The 20,212-nt window shown below is 33.0% G+C and carries 15 protein-coding genes; 11 read left to right on the top strand and 4 right to left on the bottom strand.

Annotated elements, in window-relative coordinates:
• Window positions 1-168: 168 nt before the first annotated feature.
• Complete coding sequence (gene lpdA, locus FOL89_RS07590) at window positions 169-1,572, top strand: dihydrolipoyl dehydrogenase (protein WP_144282227.1); 1,404 nt, start codon at window positions 169-171, stop codon at window positions 1,570-1,572.
• Between the two features lie 128 nt (window positions 1,573-1,700).
• On the top strand, window positions 1,701-2,525 hold the full coding sequence (locus FOL89_RS07585) for a CvfB family protein (protein WP_144282226.1): 825 nt from the start codon (window positions 1,701-1,703) through the stop codon (window positions 2,523-2,525).
• A 68-nt stretch (window positions 2,526-2,593) separates the two neighbouring features.
• On the opposite strand, the gene nadE is transcribed toward FOL89_RS07585, so the two are convergent.
• Genes nadE through FOL89_RS07570 form a run of 3 tightly spaced genes read right to left on the bottom strand, consistent with a single transcriptional unit; the run spans window position 2,594 to window position 4,690 of the window.
• Complete coding sequence (gene nadE / locus FOL89_RS07580) at window positions 2,594-3,385, bottom strand: NAD(+) synthase (RefSeq protein ID WP_144282225.1); 792 nt, start codon at window positions 3,383-3,385, stop codon at window positions 2,594-2,596.
• A 33-nt stretch (window positions 3,386-3,418) separates the two neighbouring features.
• On the bottom strand, window positions 3,419-4,141 hold the full coding sequence (locus FOL89_RS07575; RefSeq protein ID WP_144282224.1) for a leucine-rich repeat domain-containing protein: 723 nt from the start codon (window positions 4,139-4,141) through the stop codon (window positions 3,419-3,421).
• An 18-nt stretch (window positions 4,142-4,159) separates the two neighbouring features.
• Window positions 4,160-4,690, bottom strand: coding sequence for a GNAT family N-acetyltransferase (locus FOL89_RS07570; RefSeq protein ID WP_144282223.1), 531 nt, complete (start codon window positions 4,688-4,690; stop codon window positions 4,160-4,162).
• A 43-nt stretch (window positions 4,691-4,733) separates the two neighbouring features.
• On the opposite strand from FOL89_RS07570, the gene gldB reads away from it, so the two are divergent.
• The 4 genes from gldB to FOL89_RS07550 all read left to right on the top strand — a co-directional run bounded on the left by gldB (window position 4,734) and on the right by FOL89_RS07550 (window position 7,963).
• A complete protein-coding gene (gldB, locus tag FOL89_RS07565; RefSeq protein WP_144282222.1) occupies window positions 4,734-5,720 on the top strand; it encodes a gliding motility lipoprotein GldB in 987 nt (328 codons plus the stop codon).
• 81 nt (window positions 5,721-5,801) lie between these two features.
• Complete coding sequence (gene gldC, locus FOL89_RS07560; RefSeq protein ID WP_144282221.1) at window positions 5,802-6,128, top strand: gliding motility protein GldC; 327 nt, start codon at window positions 5,802-5,804, stop codon at window positions 6,126-6,128.
• 88 nt (window positions 6,129-6,216) lie between these two features.
• Window positions 6,217-7,356 (top strand): cystathionine gamma-synthase, encoded by a 1,140-nt coding sequence (locus FOL89_RS07555; protein ID WP_144282220.1) that lies wholly within the window; start codon window positions 6,217-6,219, stop codon window positions 7,354-7,356.
• A 103-nt stretch (window positions 7,357-7,459) separates the two neighbouring features.
• On the top strand, window positions 7,460-7,963 hold the full coding sequence (locus FOL89_RS07550; RefSeq protein ID WP_144282219.1) for a DinB family protein: 504 nt from the start codon (window positions 7,460-7,462) through the stop codon (window positions 7,961-7,963).
• 34 nt (window positions 7,964-7,997) lie between these two features.
• Here the strand turns inward: FOL89_RS07550 and FOL89_RS07545 are convergent, their stop codons facing one another.
• Window positions 7,998-8,372: a winged helix-turn-helix transcriptional regulator gene (locus FOL89_RS07545; RefSeq protein WP_144282218.1), complete on the bottom strand. Its 375-nt coding sequence runs from the start codon at window positions 8,370-8,372 to the stop codon at window positions 7,998-8,000.
• Window positions 8,373-8,559: 187 nt separating this feature from the next.
• On the opposite strand from FOL89_RS07545, the gene FOL89_RS07540 reads away from it, so the two are divergent.
• The 5 genes from FOL89_RS07540 to FOL89_RS07520 all read left to right on the top strand — a co-directional run bounded on the left by FOL89_RS07540 (window position 8,560) and on the right by FOL89_RS07520 (window position 20,112).
• The gene (locus FOL89_RS07540; RefSeq protein ID WP_144282217.1) at window positions 8,560-9,621 is read left to right on the top strand and encodes an NADH:flavin oxidoreductase; all 1,062 of its coding nucleotides are present in this window, start codon (window positions 8,560-8,562) and stop codon (window positions 9,619-9,621) included.
• Between the two features lie 193 nt (window positions 9,622-9,814).
• On the top strand, window positions 9,815-10,333 hold the full coding sequence (locus FOL89_RS07535; protein ID WP_144282216.1) for an RNA polymerase sigma factor: 519 nt from the start codon (window positions 9,815-9,817) through the stop codon (window positions 10,331-10,333).
• 11 nt (window positions 10,334-10,344) lie between these two features.
• Window positions 10,345-12,693, top strand: coding sequence for a TonB-dependent receptor plug domain-containing protein (locus tag FOL89_RS07530; RefSeq protein ID WP_144282215.1), 2,349 nt, complete (start codon window positions 10,345-10,347; stop codon window positions 12,691-12,693).
• Window positions 12,694-12,768: 75 nt separating this feature from the next.
• Window positions 12,769-15,537 (top strand): hypothetical protein, encoded by a 2,769-nt coding sequence (locus tag FOL89_RS07525; protein WP_144282214.1) that lies wholly within the window; start codon window positions 12,769-12,771, stop codon window positions 15,535-15,537.
• Between the two features lie 48 nt (window positions 15,538-15,585).
• The gene (locus tag FOL89_RS07520) at window positions 15,586-20,112 is read left to right on the top strand and encodes a TonB-dependent receptor plug domain-containing protein (RefSeq protein ID WP_144282213.1); all 4,527 of its coding nucleotides are present in this window, start codon (window positions 15,586-15,588) and stop codon (window positions 20,110-20,112) included.
• The last annotated feature ends 100 nt before the right edge of the window (window positions 20,113-20,212 follow it).

The raw sequence follows: 20,212 nt of genomic DNA, 5'->3' as shown, positions 1-20,212 counted from the left end.
CTTTTAATTTTAAGAATGTAGGTATAGAACTTGTTTTATTATTTCTTGTAGTCTTTGTGTTGATTAACGCAAATAGATAAACCTGACAAAACTTACTTTGCTTCTTCTAAATTATTCAGTAAATTTGTAAGAATTAATCAACAGATAATAAATAAATTAAAATATACAATGAGTCAATTCGATGTCACCGTAATCGGTTCTGGTCCTGGAGGTTATGTCGCTGCTATTCGTGCAGCACAATTGGGTTTCAAAACTGCAATTATCGAAAAATATCCAACTTTGGGCGGAACTTGTCTGAATGTCGGGTGTATTCCGTCAAAAGCACTTCTAGACAGCTCTGAGCATTTTGAAAACGCAAAACATAATTTTGAAAACCACGGAATTATTATTAATGAGCCAAAGGCAGACATCGCAAGAATGATTGCCAGAAAAAATGAAGTGGTAGAGCAGACAACAAAAGGAATTAACTTCCTGATGGATAAAAATAAAATTACTGTCTTTGAAGGTATTGGAAGCTTCGAATCTGCAACTCAGGTTAAAGTAACTAAAAACGACGGTTCTACAGAAACTATTGATTCTAAATATACCATTATTGCAACAGGTTCTAAACCTTCATCTTTACCTTTCATTACTTTAGATAAAGAGAGAGTGATTACTTCTACAGAAGCTTTAAATTTAAAAGAGATTCCTAAGCATCTGGTCGTAATCGGAGGGGGAGTTATCGGTCTTGAATTAGGTTCTGTTTACTTAAGATTAGGTTCTCAGGTAACTGTAGTTGAATTTATGGATAAAATCATTCCTACGATGGATGGAGCTTTAAGCAAAGAATTGACAAAAGTTCTTAAAAAACAGGGAATGAAATTTATGCTTTCTACAGCGGTTTCTGCTGTTGAAAGAAACGGAGATTCTGTAAAAATTACAGCAAAAGATAAAAAAGGAGAAGAAGTTACCGTTGAAGGAGATTACTGTTTAGTTTCTGTTGGAAGAAGACCTTTTACAGACGGTCTTGCTCTTGAAAAAGCAGGTGTTGAACTGGACGAGAGAGGAAGAATTAAAACCAATGATCATTTACAGACTAATGTTGCTAATATTTATGCAATCGGGGACGTAATCAAAGGGGCAATGTTGGCTCATAAAGCTGAAGAAGAAGGTGTTTTTGTTGCTGAAACTTTAGCAGGGCAAAAACCTCACATCAATTATAATTTGATTCCCGGAGTAGTGTATACTTGGCCTGAAGTTGCAGGAGTTGGTAAAACTGAAGAGCAGCTGAAGGAAGAGGGAGTTGCTTATAAGATAGGAACTTTCCCGATGAGAGCTTTAGGAAGAAGCCGTGCGAGTGGTGATGTAGATGGATTGGTGAAAATTATTGCTGACGAAAAAACGGATGAGGTTCTTGGTTTTCATATGATCGGAGCAAGAGCTGCCGATTTGATAGCAGAAGGAGTGATTGCAATGGAATTCAGAGCAAGTGCTGAAGATATCGCAAGAAGTTCTCACGCTCACCCAACGTATGCAGAAGCCATTAAGGAAGCTGCATTGGATGCGACTGGAAAGAGAGCACTTCATATGTAATTTAAAGATTATTAAATTTAATATTCAAAAAAAGACTGTCGTTATCGGCAGTCTTTTTTGTTAACAAATTTAGACTCTTCAACTCTCCAACTTATTTTTCCTTATCTTTGTCAGCTAAATGATCATTAATGCAACCCGGAAAAACTCAGACTTTAAAAATTTCAGAAAAAAACAATTCAGGATGGATTTTAGAAGACAATGGCGGTGAAAAAGCTTTTTTGTCTAAAATTTTTATTGATGAAGAAAAAGAATTTGGAGAAGATATTGAAGTTTTTATTTATCAGGATGATAATAAGCTGAAAGCAACAACAGAAATTCCGTTGGCGGAAGTAGGCGAGTTTGCGGTAATGAGCTGTGTGCAAAGCCTTCCGAGTGGAGCTTTTATGGATTGGGGAATTATCAAAGATTTGTTTATTCCGTACAAGCAGCAGAAAACCAAAATTATTGAAGGCAAAAGATATTTGGTTTATTTGTATGTAGATGAAGATTTAGAATTAATCACCGGTACTACAAAGTTCAAAAGAAATCCTCAGTACGAAAATCTGCCTTTTCAAAAAGGGGATAAAGTGGATTTGATAATGATGAACGAAAGCGAATTGGGCTGGAATGTAGTTATCAACAAAAAATACATCGGTTTAATTTATGCTTCCGATGTTTTCAAAAAGCTTTATCCGCTGTCTGAAGAGCAGGGTTACATCAAAGAAATTCGTGAGGACGGAAAAATTGATGTTTCTCTTCAACCGCAGGGATTTGAAAATATTGATGAGTTTAAGCAGAAAATTCTTACAAAACTCGAAGAAAATTTCGGATTGCTTCATCTTTCAGATAAGTCTTCACCGGAAGATATCAAAGATGAGGTTCAGATGAGCAAAAAGAATTTTAAAAAAGCAATCGGTGGATTGTATAAAGATAAATTGATAGACATTCTGGATGATAAAATCAAACTGTTATAAATTTCTTTCAATAAGTAATAAGGCTTAGATTTTTATCATCTAAGCCTTTAGTTTTGATTAGGATTTTCTTAATTCCGCCATTCTTCATTGATGTCACATACAGGAATAGGCAGCATTTTATGTTTTGCAGCCTTATGCATTCTATCGAAAATCATAAAAACTTCTTTATCCCGACCTTCATAATCATCGGCAGTTTTTGTCCCGTATTCTTTCTGAATTTTTTCCAGTTCCAGATACGTTGCTCCAATTTGTTGCTCATCTGTTCTGTCTACATCCCATAATCCGTCTGTAGGAATTGCATTTTTAATGCTTTCAGGAAGATTGAGCGCCTTTGCAAGTTTGTAAACTTCCGTTTTGTAAAGATCAGCAATTGGTGAAACATCTACGCCGCCATCACCGTATTTGGTATAAAATCCGATTCCGAAATCCTCAACTTTATTTCCTGTTCCACAAACAAGAAGTCCGTTTATTTGTCCGTAATAATATAAGGTAAGCATTCTGAGACGGGCTCTTGTATTGGCAAAAGCAAGCTTTTCATTAGGGAATTCGTCATCTTTCACATCAAAAATATCGTGTAAAGCCTCAAACGGAGCATTGAGATCTATAGTTAATCCTTCTACATTGGTGAAGTTTTCTTTAAGAAAATCAATCTGTTCCAAAGCTCTCGAAATTTGGTCTTTCTGCTGTCTGATTGGCATCTCAACAACAAGAGTTTTAAGCCCTGTCATTGCACAGAGTGTAGAAACAACTCCGGAATCTACCCCCCCGGAAACTCCTATAATATATCCTTTTGCATTAGCTTTTTTTGCATAATCTTTCAACCAGTTTACAATATGGTCTATTACTTTTTGTGTCTTCATTGTATCTTTTTTTATTTAGCTTTAATTAAAATTTTATGGAAATGAAGGAATTGTTCCTTCTTCTTTGATTGGTTCTTTCAGGTTTATCCAAATATTTTTTTCATATGGTTTTATAATATCAGATATTTTAAGATTATTACCAAACGCATATAAAAAATTCAAATTTATGTTTTTTGATAAATCAAGTTTTGTTATTTTGTTGTTATGAATCCTAAGATCTTTTAATTTTAAAAGATTTTGTACATTTAAATTTTGAAGGCTATTATTTGAAACATAAAGACTTTCAAGGTTAACAAAATGATTTACTTCAATGACATCGAATAGATTATCAGATAAATCTAAGGAGTATAATTTGGGACTGTTCTTAATAGAAAAACTTTTTAGGGAATTGTTACTTATGTAAACACTTCCTAGGTTAGTTAAATTTTCTATTTCAAATAGAGTAAGATTGCAATTAGTACAAAATAGATTTCGCAAAGTTGGAATATCTCTTATTATCAATTTATTGATAGACATATCCTCAAAAATCAATTTGCTTATATCAAACTGATAAATATCATCATATGTTTTTAAGGCTACTCCACGAAAATGAATTGTTTTAATGTCTTTTTTTTCATTTTCATCGATATGATTATCGTGGTTTTTGTCATACTCTTCTAAAATAGCTTTTTCAAAATTTTTGTCTTTAAATTGAACTTTTTGAGCATAAGAAAAAAAAGAATAAAATATACAGATAATAATTGATAGTTTTTTCATATTTACATTTATCAAAATTTATTTAAAATTTTCTTTTTTTAATTCATACCAAAAACATTCGTCCCCTTCATCGTTAAAAGTTTCTTTTTCTTCGAAGCCCAGTTTTCTCAGTACATAATTGGATGCCTCATTATTTACATCTGCATAGGCATGAATTTTCTCCAGTTTCATGGTATTGAAGCCAAAATTTAAAACTGCAGCAGAACTTTCAGTGGCATAGCCTTTTCCCCAATGTTCCGGTGAGAAACGATAACCCAGATCATGAATGTTTTTATGGTTATTAATTTCTTTTATCAGTTTAAGTCCGCTCCAGCCAATAAGTTGATGGTTTTCTTTTTTGATGACAGCCCATCTTCCGATGCCGTTTTCAGCATATTGGTTTCTGATGCTTTTTATCATTTCTACACTTTCGGTAATTTTGGTAAGAGGCTTTATACCGACATATTTTACCACCTCAGGATTGCTGTCCATAGCAAAAAATGCTTCTGCATCTTCCGGAATTATTTCTCTTAAAAGAAGTCTTTCGGTCTCAATGAATATTTTTGCCATTAATTTTCCTTATTTTTGTATACTTAAATTCCATGTAAAAATAATGAAGATTTTTAAAATTGCTATCCTTTCTCTTGTTTTAGTTTTAAGTTTAAATTCCTGTAAAAAAGATCAGGAAAAGCAATGGAAAGTTGAGATCAAAAATCCTGCTGAAAAAGTGGAAGTGACTGATATTTCCAAAATATTCTATGATCCCGCCGTGCCGTTGGAAAAATTTAAGGCTCAGTTTCCATGGTTTCAGGGAACTGTTTCTGACGAAGACTTTGCTAAAAATAAAGTAAACGAAACCGAAATAAAAATTTATAAAGAAGCGATTTCTAAAATTGATCAGGCGAAATTACAGCAAGAACTTCAGGATCTTTTTTCACACATCAAATATTATTTTCCTGAATTTAAAACACCAAAAGTTTTTTTGTTTTCATCCAGTCTGCAGATGATTCAGGATCCTATTTTATATGATTCTAAGACCAACTTTCTGTTTATTGACATTTCCGGCTTTATGGGAAACAAAAATCCTAATTATGCTGGCCTTGAAGAGTACTTTCAGAAATCCATGAATCCGAATAATATTGTCCCTAAAGTTTCTAAAGTTTTTGCAGAAAATTTGGTTCCTTTCTCTCCCGATCATCAGAAATTCATAGATTTATTGGTTTATAACGGAAAAATGATGATTCTTCAGGATGCTTTTCTTCCGGAAACTCCCGATTATCTGAAAATGAATTATGATCAGAAACAATATGAATGGACTACAGCCAACGAACCGAATATTTACAATTATTTTGTGGAGAATAATTTGATTTTTGGAGATGATCACCGTTTGGTAGATCGTTTTATCAATCCCGGACCATTTTCAAAATTTTATACAGAAATAGACAACGAATCTTCACCTATGGTAGGAGTGTATACAGGATGGCAGATTTGCAAGGAGTTTTTAAACAAAAATCTGGAAACACAACTTCCTGAGTTCCTGAAAATGGATGCCACAGATATATTTAATAAGGCAGGCTATAAGCCAGAATTAGAAAAATAAAAACTTAATGTTTGATAATGAAAACTGAAAAGAATCTTCAATTTATCAAATGCTAAAAAAAATAAATAAGAGAAATAGAAAATGAGAAAAACTCAGATTACAATAGATGTAGAGCTTGATGAAAATCACATCCCGGAAAATATGACATGGAATGCACAAGATGGCGGTGTTGAAAAAGAATCGACAAAAGCCACCATGATTTCAGTTTGGGATGACAAAGCAATGGAAGCTTTAAGGATTGATCTCTGGACTAAAGATATGCCTGTAGATCAGATGAAAATGTTTATCCATCAGATTTTGGCTTCTTTAGGAAATACTTACCAGAGAGCTACAGGAGAAGAAGACGTAGCAGAGTGGATGGAACAGATGGCTGAAGAATTTGCAGTAAAATCTGCTATAAAAATGTAAAAAAATGATGTAAGCTGGAAGTAAGATGTCAGAAGTTTGAGGAAACATCCGTCTTCCATCATCCAGCTTCTAACCAAAAAATAAAATTATGAATTTCAATACAAAAGTTATACACGGCGGACAACATCATGAGTCTGCAACCGGTTCTGTAAATGTTCCTATATTTTTAACCTCTACATTTGCACAAAAATCTCCGGGTGTACATTCGGGATATGAATATTCAAGAGCAGCAAACCCTACAAGACAGGCTTTGGAAGACTCTTTGGCAAGCATAGAAAACGGAGCAAAAGGTTTGGCTTTCGGGTCTGGTTTAGCAGCAATAGACTGTGTGTTAAAATTATTAAATCCGGGTGATGAAGTAATTGCAGTAGACGATTTATATGGCGGAACATACAGAATGTTTACAAGACTTTTCGAAAAATATCAGCTGAAATTTACCTTCGTAAATTTTGACGATGTTTCTAAAATTAATGATTTAATCACCGATAAAACCAAATTGATCTGGGTTGAAACTCCGACCAATCCGTTGATGAAATTAGTGGATATCAAAGCGGTAGTAGAAATTGCAAAAGGAAAAAATATCTTAGTGGCAGTTGATAATACTTTCGCTACACCTTATCTTCAACGACCAATTGATTTGGGAGCCGATATTGTAATGCATTCTGCAACAAAATATTTGGGAGGACATTCTGATGTAATTGCCGGAGCTTTGATTGCCAAAGATATAGAATTGGGAGAAAAACTTCATTTCATTCAGTTTGCAAGCGGCGGAATTTTAGGACCTCACGACTCTTATCTGGTTTTGAGAGGAATTAAAACATTGGCTTTAAGAGTTCAGAGACACTCTGAAAACGGCATGGCTGTTGCGAAATACCTGGAATCTCATCCTGCTGTTGACAAAGTAATTTATCCGGGATTAGAATCTCACCCGCAGTATGAGCTGGCAAAATCCCAAATGAAAGACTTCGGAGGGATGGTTTCTTTTACTTTTAAATCAGGTAAAAAAGAAGATGCAATCAGATTTTTAGAAAATGTGAAGGTTTTTACTTTAGCAGAATCTTTAGGTGGAGTAGAATCGCTTGCCAATCATCCTGCTTTGATGACTCACGCTTCTATTCCGGCGGAAAAACGTGCAGAATTGGGAATTACAGATGATTTAGTTCGTTTAAGCGTAGGAATTGAAGATGCGGAAGATTTAATTGCAGATTTAGAGAGAGCATTTTCTTAAATAAATAAAAATCTTAGCATCCGTTTTCTGGCGGATGCTGATTTTTTTTAGAGTTATTATTAATGAAACAAACAAAAATTCTTATTATTAAGTTGTGAAAGCGATGACTGATTTTAAAAAATATATTCAACGATATTTAGATTTAATTCCATCTGAAAACTGGCTAGAAGAACTTAAAAAATGTGGAGATAAAACTAAAGACATTTATACTAATCTTTCTGAACAACAGTCTATGTTTGCTTATTCTGAAAGAAAATGGACGTTGAAAGAACTTCTCCTGCATTTATCTGATACAGAAAGAGTTTTTCAGTACAGAATTCTGGCTATTGCGAGAGGCGACCACAATGAATTGCCTGGTTTTGATGAAGAATTATATGCCACTCAGTCATTTGCAAACGAGCGAACTTTGGGCTCTTTAGTTGAAGAATATCAGCTGATCAGAAAATCTTCACAAATTTTGCTGGAAACTGCCAATTATTCTGCACTGAAAAATATTGGAACAGCAAACGGAAATCAGATTTCTGCAGAAACCATCGGAAAATTGATCGTGGGTCACAATATTCATCATTTGAATATTATAGAAGAAAGGTATTTACACAAATTGTAAAATAGAAGTTAATTATAGATAATTATTTAGCTTATTAAGCTATAGTCATTTTCTCCTTTTCCAATGCCAGTTGCTTTTTTTTGCATTCAGGACTTTGATATTTTGATTCCCATTCTTCAAGAAGGTAAAGAATGGGCAGTAATGCCAAACCTTTTTCAGTTAAAGAATACTCAACTCGTGGAGGAATTTCTTTAAACTCTTCGCGAATAATCAAGCCGTCAGTTTCCATTTCCCGAAGTTGATCAGTCAAAACTTTCCTGGAAATCACATTAATTCTTACCGCAAGTTCTCCGAAACGTAGCTTTCGGTCTTTAATTACCAAAGCAATAATGGGTTTCCATTTACTGCCTAAAGCTGACATTGCTTTGCCGAGAGGGCAGTTATATTTCATCATCTCATTTTTTCTCATTGTCAGATTTTTTAAATTATTTAATAATATTTTATCAAATTCATATTGTTAATCATGCTTATTCACAATCGTTACTTTATAGTTACCATCACTAGTTACTGCAAAGTTACTACTTTTTTTAATTATAAGATACAAATACAAACTATTATTAGTTACTTTGCGTAACAAATAAATATTTAATTATAAAATGAATACAGAATCATTATTTAAACCATTCATATATAAAAATCTGGAACTTAAAAACAGATTCGTTATGGCTCCTATGACCAGAGCTCAATCTGATAAAGGAGTTCCTACCCAGCAGATTGCAGATTATTATCAAAGAAGAGCAGCTTCTGAGGTGGGACTAATTCTTTCTGAAGGAACCGTGATTAACAGACCAGCTTCAAAAAATCTTCTAAATATTCCTGACTTTTATGGAAATGAAGCATTAAACGGATGGCAAAACGTCATAGATGCAGTTCATGAGTATGGCGGAAAAATGGGACCTCAGATTTGGCATGTAGGAGATACAAGAATGTCGGCAGAATATCCGTCTGTTGATATGGAGAAAGCCTCTTCAATGACTTTGGAGGATATTCAGGATACCATTGCTCAGTTTGCTGCATCAGCAAAGTCTGCTAAAGAATTGGGATTTGATGTTTTGGAAATTCACGGAGCTCACGGTTATCTGATTGACCAGTTTTTCTGGGAAGTAACCAATACAAGAACTGATGAGTATGGTGGAAAAACGCTTAAAGAAAGAAGCCGTTTTGCTGTAGATGTTGTAAAAGCAATTCGGGCAGCAGTTGGAGAAGATTTTATCATTATTATCCGTCTTTCTCAATGGAAGCAGCAGGATTATTCAGCAAAACTTGCCAATACACCGGAGGAAATGGAAGAATGGTTAATTCCTTTAAAAGAAGCTGGTGTAGATATTTTCCATTGTTCACAGAGAAGATTTTGGGAACCTGAATTTGAAGGTTTTGATCTGAATTTTGCAGGTTGGGCAAAGAAAATTACGGGTCAGCCAACCATTACCGTAGGTTCTGTAGGTCTTGAGGGAGATTTTATGGAAGCTTTTTCAGGAAAAGGTACAGAAAAGACAGATTTGTCTGAGCTTACCAGAAGACTGGAAAGAGGTGATTTTGATCTTGTCGCTGTGGGAAGAGCGCTATTGCAGGATCCTGAATGGGTAAAGAAACTCAAAGAAAATAAAATTGATGAGATAAAAAATTTTTCTGCTGAAAGTATGGCAACACTTTATTAAAAATTTAAAGCATAATTTTACCTATAATTTTTTGATTTTAAACCGTTTTCAAATTTTTGAGAACGGTTTTGTTTTTATAAATAAGAATAAAAATAGATCATATTATTATTTTTTCAATTATTTTTAGAAAAAGTTTACAGTGTTTCCAACCTGCATCAAAATTTCTGCATCTATTAAAGTATAAAGCCTGACTATGGAACAAAAACTAATAATAGAATGCCAGCAAAACAACCGGAATGCACAGCGGAAAGTTTATGAAAAGATGGCGGGTAAGCTATACTCGGTTTGCAGACGTTACCTGAAAAATGATGAAGACATTGAAGAGGTACTTGCAGATAGTTTTTACAAAATTTTCACAAAGCTCAATCAACTGCAAAATCATGAGATTTTCGAGGCGTGGGCAAAGAAAATTACTGTGAATGAATGTCTGCAGAAATTAAGAAGCATGAAGTCTCTACATGTTTCTTTGGATGAAAATCTGATAGAATATTCTGATTCTAAAATTGAAAATCTCACTTTTGAAAAAGACATTCTCAAACTTCTTCATTTTCTTCCCGAAGGATGCAGAGCGATTTTCAATCTTTTTGCGATTGAAGGATATCCGCACAAAGAAATTGCAACAATGCTTTCGATCAGTGAAGGAACATCAAAGTCGCAGCTCAATTTTGCAAGGAAAAAGCTTCAGGAATTACTAGTCAATCACAACATTTAAACTTTTACATAATGGAAAACAATCACGATATAGATAAAAAATTCAACGAGGCTTCTCAATCTTTGGAAGAACCTGCTACTTTTTCTGGTTTTGATAAAGTTTGGGCAAAAGTTGAAGAAAAATTAGATAAAAAAGACGACAAAAAGAAAATCGTTCCAGTGTGGTTTCCATACGGAATTGCTGCCAGTTTAATGATTGGTTTGGGAGCCTTCTACTTCATGAATAAAAACATTGTTTCTGAAACTGAGAAAAATACAATTACGCAAAATACTGTCTCATCTAAAATAAATTCAAATATTCAGGCAATTGACAGCATGGTAAAATCTAATACTAAAAAGGAGACAGATGGTTTAAAAGAAAACCGAAACCAAGCAATATTAGCTTATGAAGATGCAAAAATATTGTACAATGATCATCTTGAATCAGGGTATATTTTTGAAGACAAATCATTAGTAAATAATCTTAAGAATTATAGTATAAAACCAATTAAGCTCAATAAAGTAGTTCCTTATATTCCGGTAGATAGTGGTTTTAAAGAAAAAAATATTGAAGAAGTTGTTATGCTTGGATATAGTAAAACAGCAGCAAGACCAGCATCTGTTGCGTCATCTTCAAATGTGAGTGAAAATCTTATAGCCAATAATTCATCAAGTGCAGTGGTTTTAAATTCTTTAAAAGCAGAAGTTGCCGGAGTGTCAATCAGTTCTACTTCAAGATCTCCGGGTTCTTCAAAAAATGCTATTCTTATCAGAGGCATTAGTTCAATAAAAGGTTCAGAGCCAATGTATGTTATTAACGGTGAGATTGCAAACGGAGAAAAATTTAAAAATTTAAAACCTGAAAGCATCAAAGAAATTTCGGTGATTAAAGATGCGGCTGCAACTTCTTTATATGGAAGCAAAGCAGCAAATGGGGTTATAGTAATATCTACAAAAGATGCTTCAAAATCAAAAATCAAAAAGTTTAATAAATTCCTGAAAAAAAATTCCCTTAAACCAAAAAACGGTAAACCAATAGAAAAGGAAGAAGTACTTCCAAAATCAGGACAATTAACTGCCGGAGAAGTTAATGATTTTTCTAAATGGAATTATTGGGTGGATATTGCTGTACCTACTTTGGAGAGATATAAAAATGAATGGAAATTTTTTCCTGAAAGAAGAGTGTCGGTACAACTAGTTAATAAAAATAAAAAACCGATTGTAGGAGAAAAAATAAAATTAATCAATGATAAAAATGAAGTTGTCTGGGAATCTATTACAAATAATCTTGGAAATGCAGAATTATGGATTAATCCAATGAATGGTTCTGAACAAAATCTGGAAAAATATACTCTAAAGGATCAATCAAATAATGTTATCAGTAATCACCCTAAAGAGTTCAAAAACGGACAAAACCTTATTGTTCTAGATAAGCCGTGTATTGAAAAAAGAACTTTAGATCTTGCTTTTGTAGTTGACGCAACAGGATCAATGGGCGATGAAATTGCATATTTGCAGTCTGAGCTTCTGGATGTTCTCAAAAAAGTTGAATCTAATCTTAAAAACACAGAGGTAAGATATGGTTCTGTGTTTTACAGAGATAAAGGAGATGAGTATGTAACCAAAAAATTTGATTTTAATGATGATGCGAATCAGCTTTTGAAATTTATTAAAGAGCAGAATGCTTCAGGTGGAGGTGATTTCCCGGAAGCTGTAGTTGAAGCCATGGATGTCTCTGTAAATGAGCTGAAATGGAGTGATAAAAATTCTGCCAAAATCATGTTTTTAATTCTTGATGCGCCTCCACATCAATCAGAAGAAAATATTGACAAGCTTTTTAATTATATAAAAACTGCAGCACAAAAAGGTATTACCATTATTCCTCTATCAGCAAGTGATATTGATAAGCAGACAGAATATCTGATGAGAACTTTTGCGCTGATGACGAATGGTACTTATAGTTTTCTAACTAATCACAGCGGAATTGGAAACAATCATATTGAGCCAACCGTAGAATCTTATGAAGTTGAAAAACTGAATGATCTTCTTTTAAGATTGATTTTGCAAAGAGCGCAACTCACCGAGTGTGATAAAAGTACATCCCACAATTATCTGAATAAAAAACTGGAAACAGAAGTGGGAAGCCAAGCTGAGCATCAAATAAAAATATTTCCGAATCCTACCAAAGGTCCGGTAAATATTATTTCAGATCTTCCAATCGATGAGCTTTATGTCTATGATTTGGCAGGGAAAATTATCATGAAAAAAGAAAAACTGTCAGGGAAAAGTGCGATTGATATTTCTTCATACCCTCAAAGTATATATCTGATAAGAGCCAGAACAGAAAAAGGTTGGGAAACATTTAAAGTGATTAAAAATTAACATAAGGAATAGGTTTCAAAAAAAGAAATTTCTTCGGAGATTTCTTTTTTTTCTCTATTTTTAGACATATTATTTATGATGAAAAAAGTTTATCTGTTTTTACCTGTATTTGCCATTCAATTTGCCTTTGCGCAGGATTCTCAACGTTATTTTTCAGGGAAATTTTATAATGAAAAGAAGAAGCCTCAAAATTTTCTAAAGGTTTTCAATAAAAACAAAGGCATTTATGAACTGACCGATGAGAAAGGTTTTGCAATTATACAGGCTGATGTGAGTGATACTTTGGTTTGGAATAACGGCAAAAGCATTCAGGTAGTTTCTACGGTTTATGAATTAAAAAATATTCTTGAAAGACAGATTGATAAAAAATATGTTGAAAACATCAGTTCCAAAGATTATAACAATCTTATCAAAAAAATTGAAGCAGATGAATTCAGCGTTGAGAAATCTTATGATTCTCTTAGAAATTATTCAGGTTACCATCTTTCGGCAGTTAGAAAATTGAAGTTGAAATCAGACTCTACCTATAAACTTAAAAGGCAGCCTGAAAAATTTCTCGTTTTCAACGGAAGTTTCAGCAGTTCATTAGATATAAAAAACAGAAACCGAATTCCCAAAACTCAAAGCAAATACGTTCAGGGAAGATCTGAAAATGGTTTTTTGGTTTGGAAAGGTCCGGAAACAGATGAAGTATTCAGCTTCGGACCAGATATTTCAACTTTAGGTTACAACGGGCAGCCTTATGAATATGATGTTAACGGACAATTGGTGGGTTTGTCCAACGGAATTTTTCCTGCAAAAACTTACAACAACAATCTTTTCAAAACAACAGTTGGTTACAGCAATCAGCTAAATGTAAATGCGATTATTAAAAATGGCGGTTACAACGAAGATGCAAGACTTTCATTGAATATCGGACAACAGAAAGATCAAACGTATTTTATAGATCAGTTTGATATTGTCAATTCTTTTAAAGCAAAATTCAGCACAGAAATTTTAAAGTTTAAAATCAATGCAGGATTTAATTATGAAGAAAATAAAGCAACCAATACCAACAGAATCGGGCTTTTCAATCGGGCATATCAAAATTCTCTTTTAACGCCGATTTCGTTTTCAAATCAGCAAAATGCTTTCTTAAATAACGGTTTACAGAGAAGTTTTAGCTCAAATGCAGACAATCCTGAATTTCTTTTTAAACAGGAAAATAGATACAATTATGACGAAAATATACGACAATTGACTTTTGATGTAAGCAGACAGTGGAGAGGCTTCAAACTCAATATCAGTCAGGCTTACGATAATCAGGATGTTATGCATCGTGATGTGTTTAAAATTTCAACGAACGGCTTTCAAAACGGCTTATACAATATAAGAAATCAGAAAAATGAGTTTTACAATTCAAATATTTCTGCGAATTACGAGTTGCAGGGTGGAAATTTGACAAATAAATTCAGTTTAAATCATATTCTAAATGACCGAAAGATCAATATCAATCATAGTTTAGACCGAAATTATTTTTACCAGCGAACTTCACAGGATTATATTTTTAATTATAATCTGGATTATGAGGACTATAATGACATAGAATTTGGGGTTAATCTAGGAAACTCATTTTATATATCAAATACTTCTCTCAAAAACAATTATTGGCTGCCAAAAGCAAACGGATATTTTACTTTCAAAGACATATTTGGATGGAATTCTACAGATTTTCAGGTTCTGGGAGCATACACACAATTAGCTGCGGAACCGGAAGTTTCAAAATCGTATTCTTCTTATACAACGACTCAATTTTCTGCACAGAATTCTCAATTTTATTTCCCTTTAAAAGAGGTTGAAACATTTAATAACCTCTCGAATATTAATGTTAAAGAATGGAAAACAGGATTCAAATTTATCATTAATCATAGAATGAATTTAACCGCAGAATATTTTAACAGAAAAATTTTCGATGATGTATTTCCTGTTTTTGAAAATCAGAATTTAGTTTTGAAAAATCTCGCAGACCATACTTATGACGGGTATGAAGTTAATTTTAATTACGATAATATCATTCGAAGTCAAAATATCAGTTTAAGTACGAAAGCGTCAATCTTTAAATACCGGGATATTGTTGATCGAGTAAATTTTGGTTATAATAATCTGATAATTTCAGGCTTCAGTGATATTTACAAAACTCTATCGGAAGGTCAGGTTTTAGGAGCAGTTGTGGGAAGTTATTTTGAAAGAAACGCAGATGGAAAAGTAATCATTGATAATAATGGTTATCCTATAAAAGCTTCTGGAACGAAAATTATAGCAGACCCAACTCCTGATTTTGTGATGAAATTTTCCCATAATCTCACTTACAAAATGTTCGCTTTAGACATCAATTGGGAATGGAAAAAAGGCGGACAGATCTGGAACGGAACTCAGGCTGTTCTTGATTATTATGGGCGTTCTCAAACTTCGGGAGACGAAAGAAATAGTAAAAATTATGTTTTTGAAGGCGTAAATCCTAACGGAAATGTCAATCAGATTCCTGTTGATTTTTACAATACTAATTTGTCAGTCAACGAAAATCGTTGGACGAGATATGGTCTTTTAGGGGTTGCAGAAAATTATGTGCAAAAATCTGATTATGTAAGAATTAATGACATTACACTTTCCGCATATTTTGATATTGGAAATTTCAGAAAAGCTTTGGGCGTAAGTTTTTATGTGAACAATATTTTTCTTTGGCAGGCAAATAATGGGGTAGATTCTAATCAGAATTTTTATGATTTTGATAACAGCCGAGGTTTAGATTTTTTCAATCTGCCGTCTTTTAAAACGTATGGCTGCACAGTTTCGTTTAAATTTTAATTGAATGTAACCACCAACCGAAGTATTTTCAAACCTAAAAAGAACCTAATGAAATTCAATATTTTATCCTATATCATTGCTGTTTTTATTTTGCTTTCAAGTACATTTTTTAAAGCACAAAATAAATTCGGCGATTTCAAAAAAGAAAAAACATACATCCAGACCAATCATGTTTTTTACAAACCGGGAGAGGAAATGTATTTTAAAATTTATATTGTTCAGGCAGAAAATCAACTTCCGACAGAGCAATCTAAAGTTGTCAATTTTGAAATAGTCGATCCAAGCGGAACAGTAGTGAAAAAATCTAAGTATGAAATCAAAAACGGTCATGCTGAAGGCTATTTTTATTTTGATAATAATATGAAAGGCGGAATCTATAAAATCAGAGCGTTTACAGCCTGGATGCAGAATGAAACCGGAAAAAATGTTTTTGAAAAAGAAATTACCCTTCAGAAAATTGTTTCTCCAAGAATTTTAATGAAGCTTGATTTCCCTAAAAAAGGATATGGAGCAGGAGATGAGGTTTTGGCAGATTTTTCCATGAGAAGTTTGAGCAACCTTCCGATTCCGTTTTATGAAGCGTATTTTACCGTGATGCATCAGGGCGAAAAAATCACCGAAGGCAATTTGATTACTGACAAAGAAGGAAAATATTTACTGAAATTTAAACTTCCGGAAGTGTTGAAATCTTCGGATGCTTTGTTGAATATCAAAGTAAATTTTGACGGTTTCACGGAATCTATTTCTAGAAATATTCCGATAGTTTTAAATAATCTTGATTTAAAATTTATGCCGGAAGGCGGAACTTTGATTAACGGAATCGAACAAAACATCGCTTTTAAAGTTTTGGATGAGTTTGAAAAACCGGTAGATGCAGTTTTAGGAATTTATAATCAGAATCATCAGAAAATAACTGAGGTTTCAGCCTATAATTTTGGAATGGGAAGTTTTTATTTAACTCCAAAAAATAGTGAAAGGTATTATGCGAAAATTTTAAAACCGGAAAATATTAGTCAGATTTATCAGCTTCCAGTTGCCAAAAGTGACGGAATTGTTTTTAATCTTAAAAAAGAAAATCAAAGCATAAGTTTAGTAATCAATTCTACCTCCGAAAGAAACGTTGTAATCTCCGGAAACTTCCGTGAGAAAGAAATTTACACTAAAAATTTAAGTTTAAAAAAGGGCTTAAATCAAATTGAAATTTTTGAAAAAGAGCTTCCAATCGGAATCTGCAGGTTTACGATTTCAGAGAATAATAGTCCACTTGCCGAAAGAATTGTTTTTACGAATGAAAGTAAGCAGATGAAAGTAAAAGTTTCTCCGCTGAAAAAAAATTATTTGCCGAGAGAGAAAGCAATTATCAATATCGAAACTACCGATGAAAACAACCAACCCATTCCTGCAAATCTTGCCGTATCAGTGATTGACGATAAATTGTGGACTTATGCAGATGATAAACAAAATCATATTCTTTCCTGGCTTTTAATGGATTCAGAATTGCGAGGAAAAATTGAGAGACCTCAATTTTATTTTGATAAAAAAGAAGAGAAAGCAGTGAAAAGTTTGGATCTGGTGATGCTAACAAATGGTTACCGATATTTTGAAATGAATCCTGAAGTTGAAAAGAGCGGAAACTATAAATATCTCCCTGAAAAGAAAAACCCAATCTACGGAATTGTTGAAGATGAGCATAAAAAGCCTGTGAAAGCAGAAGTTTATTTGGTCGGTAATCAATCTAAAATAAAAAAGCAAATTACATCGGAAAACGGTTTGTTTTATTTTTCAGATTTAAACAGGAGTGAGTATTATTCTGTTATTGCTAAATCTGCAGATAAAAAACAGAAAGTGAAAGTGAGAATGTTATCTTACAAACTCAATATAAATCCTTTAGTAAAGCAATCTTTAGAAAATATTAATGTAGAAGAAATTATTAAAGAAGCAGAGATTAAGAAGGAAAATCTTAAGGTTTCTAAGGGAATTGAAAATTTAGTGAGAACTTTGCCTTCTGTTAATTCTAAATCGGATACAATTAATAAAGAACAAAAAATTGAGGAAGTTGTAGTTGTCGGTTACAAAACGGTAAAAAAAAATGCAGCAACTTCATCAATTGTAAATTTTAACGAAAGACCAAATTCAAATGTGCTTAATATAGCACAAGGTCAACTTGCAGGAGTCATTATTTCTACTGGAACAGGACAACCAGGTGCAACACCATCAATTGTTGTAAGAGGAGTAGGTTCTTTGAGTGGAAATACAGATCCTTTATATGTTATAGATGGTTTTCCTACAAATAGTAATGCTTTTAAAACTCTAAATCCAAATGATATTAATTCGATGGAAGTTCTAAAAGATGCCTCCGCAACATCAATCTATGGTAATCGTGGCTCAAACGGAGTAATCGTTATTAATACTAAAAAAGGCAGAAATTCAAATCTAAAAATTGATATTACCCCGGAAACGTATTTTGCAGTAAAAAATATTCCCAATGACAGTTTAGTCAGTTATGAATATTCACGGCAGTTTTCTTATCCTGTTTATGAGTCGACAAACACGGCTTACCGTCATGATTACAGAGAAACGTTATATTGGAATCCTCTTGTTGAAACTGATAAAAACGGAAAAGCTCAGATAGAATTTTATCAGTCGGATGCCAATTCAGCTTTCAGAATTATGACAGAAGGTATTTCCGCAACGGGATTGATTGGTAGAGATGACACCACCTATGCAGCACAAAGTTTGATTTCTATTGATGCTAAAATTCCACAATATTTAACACGAACTGATCAAATGACCATTCCGGTAGTGATTAAAAACAATTCGCCAGAAACAAGAACTTTGAATTTGGATGTGATTGTTCCAAATCATATAAAATTGATGAAAGCAGACAGTTTAATTACTTTGAAGCCGTTGGAATCAGGAAGGTTATTTGTAACCATGCAGACCGATAAACTGATTAGTTCTAATATTCAGTTCGCGATAAAATCCGGAGAGTTCAGAGAAACGATGATTTTGCCTTTGAAAGTTGAAGAAAAAGGTTTTCCGCATCATTTTTCTATAATAAATAATAAAAACGAAAATCTTAAAATTGATATTCCGGAATACATTAACGGAAGTTTTATCTCATCATATTACGTTTATGAGAATTCGGCATTGCAAATGTTTGAAGATTTAGAAAGATTAAAACGAGAACCTTACGGATGTTTTGAGCAGCTTTCATCAACGGTTTATCCAAATATTTTTATTTTGGATTATTTGAAATCTACAAAAAAAATTGATCCGAATAATGAATTTAACGTCATTAGGAATATGAAAAAAGGATATCAGAAAATGCTCTCCTACAAAAATAAAGATGGTGGTTTCTCTTACTTTGGAGGTAATGAGTCTGATGTTGCATTGTCTGCATTTGCTTTATTGGAATTCAGAGATTTAAAAAAATATGTGAATGTTGATTCAAAGCTCATTCAAAATCTGAGTTCATTTATTTTATCAAAAAAGAATACAAACGGACTATTCGAGGTGAGAAAATCATATGAAATGCAAAGCAACTATTCCGAGTATTCATGGTCAAGAAATATGTATGTTTTGTATGCACTTTCTAAAGTTGGTTTTAAAAACGAACTGCTTCAAAACTACGATTACAGCTTGAAAAGAGTTTTGGCGACTAAAGATTCTTATCAGTTGGCTTTAATGGCAAATACTGCGAAAAATCTTGGAAAAAATGAAGATTATACTCATTTAATTGAAATTCTTAATAAACAGTATGCCGAGAAAAATCTAAAAGTAAAGACTACTTTTACCGGTTCAGGAGGAATTTCTGCCAATGCAGAAACACTTTCACTTTATATGATGGCATTGCAGAAAAACGAGAAACATAATCAGCTGAAAATCGCTGAAATTGCGGATGAACTGATTAATTATAATGGGTATTATGGTTTTGGTTCAACGCAGGCAACGGCTTTGGCATTAGAATCATTATCTAACTTCTTTGCTAAAAATGAGAAACTATACGGAACTGATAAACCTACAATTAAGGTGAACAATGTGATTGTTTTAGACAAAAATAACAGTTTTGCCTCGGCTTTTAGAAAAGGAGAAAATGATTTGACAGTTGAATATTTATGTGAAAAAGGTTTACCTTACAAATTAGATTATCAGTATTATACTTTAGAAGCTCCAGAAAGCAACAATATTCCTATATCCTTAGAAACTAAATTAAAATCTGAAGTTTCTAAAGTAGGAGAGACCAACCAACTGACGGTAACTGTAAAAAATAAAATCAACGGAGATTTACCAATGGTGACTACGAAAATTGGCATTCCGGCGGGTCTGACTTTACAAAATGCTTTACTGAAAGATTTGGTCGATAAAAAGCAAGTTTCCTACTACGAAATTTTTGATAATTACCTTGTTTTGTATTGGGAACATTTTGATGCTAACGAAACGAAAACAATTAATCTTGATTTAAAAGTTGAATTTGCAGGGGAATATATAGGAAAAGTAAGTAATGCGTATCTTTATTATATGCCGGAAGATAAATTTTGGAATGAAGGAGTCAGGGCAGTAATAAATCCATAATCTTCAAATCTTATTTAACCTGAGTTCGGTTTAAGCAAAGTTTAAAAATAGTTGACCGTCATTTACCTTTTTCAAGTTGAGTGACGGTTTCTTTGGAAAG

Origin of the sequence: Chryseobacterium echinoideorum, from assembly GCF_007474535.1 — a bacterium.
Lineage (GTDB): Bacteria > Bacteroidota > Bacteroidia > Flavobacteriales > Weeksellaceae > Chryseobacterium > Chryseobacterium echinoideorum.
This window is presented reverse-complemented; position numbering and strand designations above follow the sequence as displayed.

Coding starts and splice junctions, on each gene's coding strand:
- FOL89_RS07545 (WP_144282218.1), bottom strand. CDS start 8,372: ATGAGAAAAAATGAGATGATGAAATATAACTGCCCTCTCGGCAAAGCA.
- FOL89_RS07550 (WP_144282219.1), top strand. CDS start 7,460: ATGACTGATTTTAAAAAATATATTCAACGATATTTAGATTTAATTCCA.
- FOL89_RS07520 (WP_144282213.1), top strand. CDS start 15,586: ATGAAATTCAATATTTTATCCTATATCATTGCTGTTTTTATTTTGCTT.
- gldB (WP_144282222.1), top strand. CDS start 4,734: ATGAAGATTTTTAAAATTGCTATCCTTTCTCTTGTTTTAGTTTTAAGT.
- FOL89_RS07525 (WP_144282214.1), top strand. CDS start 12,769: ATGATGAAAAAAGTTTATCTGTTTTTACCTGTATTTGCCATTCAATTT.
- FOL89_RS07540 (WP_144282217.1), top strand. CDS start 8,560: ATGAATACAGAATCATTATTTAAACCATTCATATATAAAAATCTGGAA.
- FOL89_RS07585 (WP_144282226.1), top strand. CDS start 1,701: ATGCAACCCGGAAAAACTCAGACTTTAAAAATTTCAGAAAAAAACAAT.
- FOL89_RS07570 (WP_144282223.1), bottom strand. CDS start 4,690: ATGGCAAAAATATTCATTGAGACCGAAAGACTTCTTTTAAGAGAAATA.
- nadE (WP_144282225.1), bottom strand. CDS start 3,385: ATGAAGACACAAAAAGTAATAGACCATATTGTAAACTGGTTGAAAGAT.
- FOL89_RS07575 (WP_144282224.1), bottom strand. CDS start 4,141: ATGAAAAAACTATCAATTATTATCTGTATATTTTATTCTTTTTTTTCT.
- FOL89_RS07555 (WP_144282220.1), top strand. CDS start 6,217: ATGAATTTCAATACAAAAGTTATACACGGCGGACAACATCATGAGTCT.
- FOL89_RS07530 (WP_144282215.1), top strand. CDS start 10,345: ATGGAAAACAATCACGATATAGATAAAAAATTCAACGAGGCTTCTCAA.
- FOL89_RS07535 (WP_144282216.1), top strand. CDS start 9,815: ATGGAACAAAAACTAATAATAGAATGCCAGCAAAACAACCGGAATGCA.
- lpdA (WP_144282227.1), top strand. CDS start 169: ATGAGTCAATTCGATGTCACCGTAATCGGTTCTGGTCCTGGAGGTTAT.
- gldC (WP_144282221.1), top strand. CDS start 5,802: ATGAGAAAAACTCAGATTACAATAGATGTAGAGCTTGATGAAAATCAC.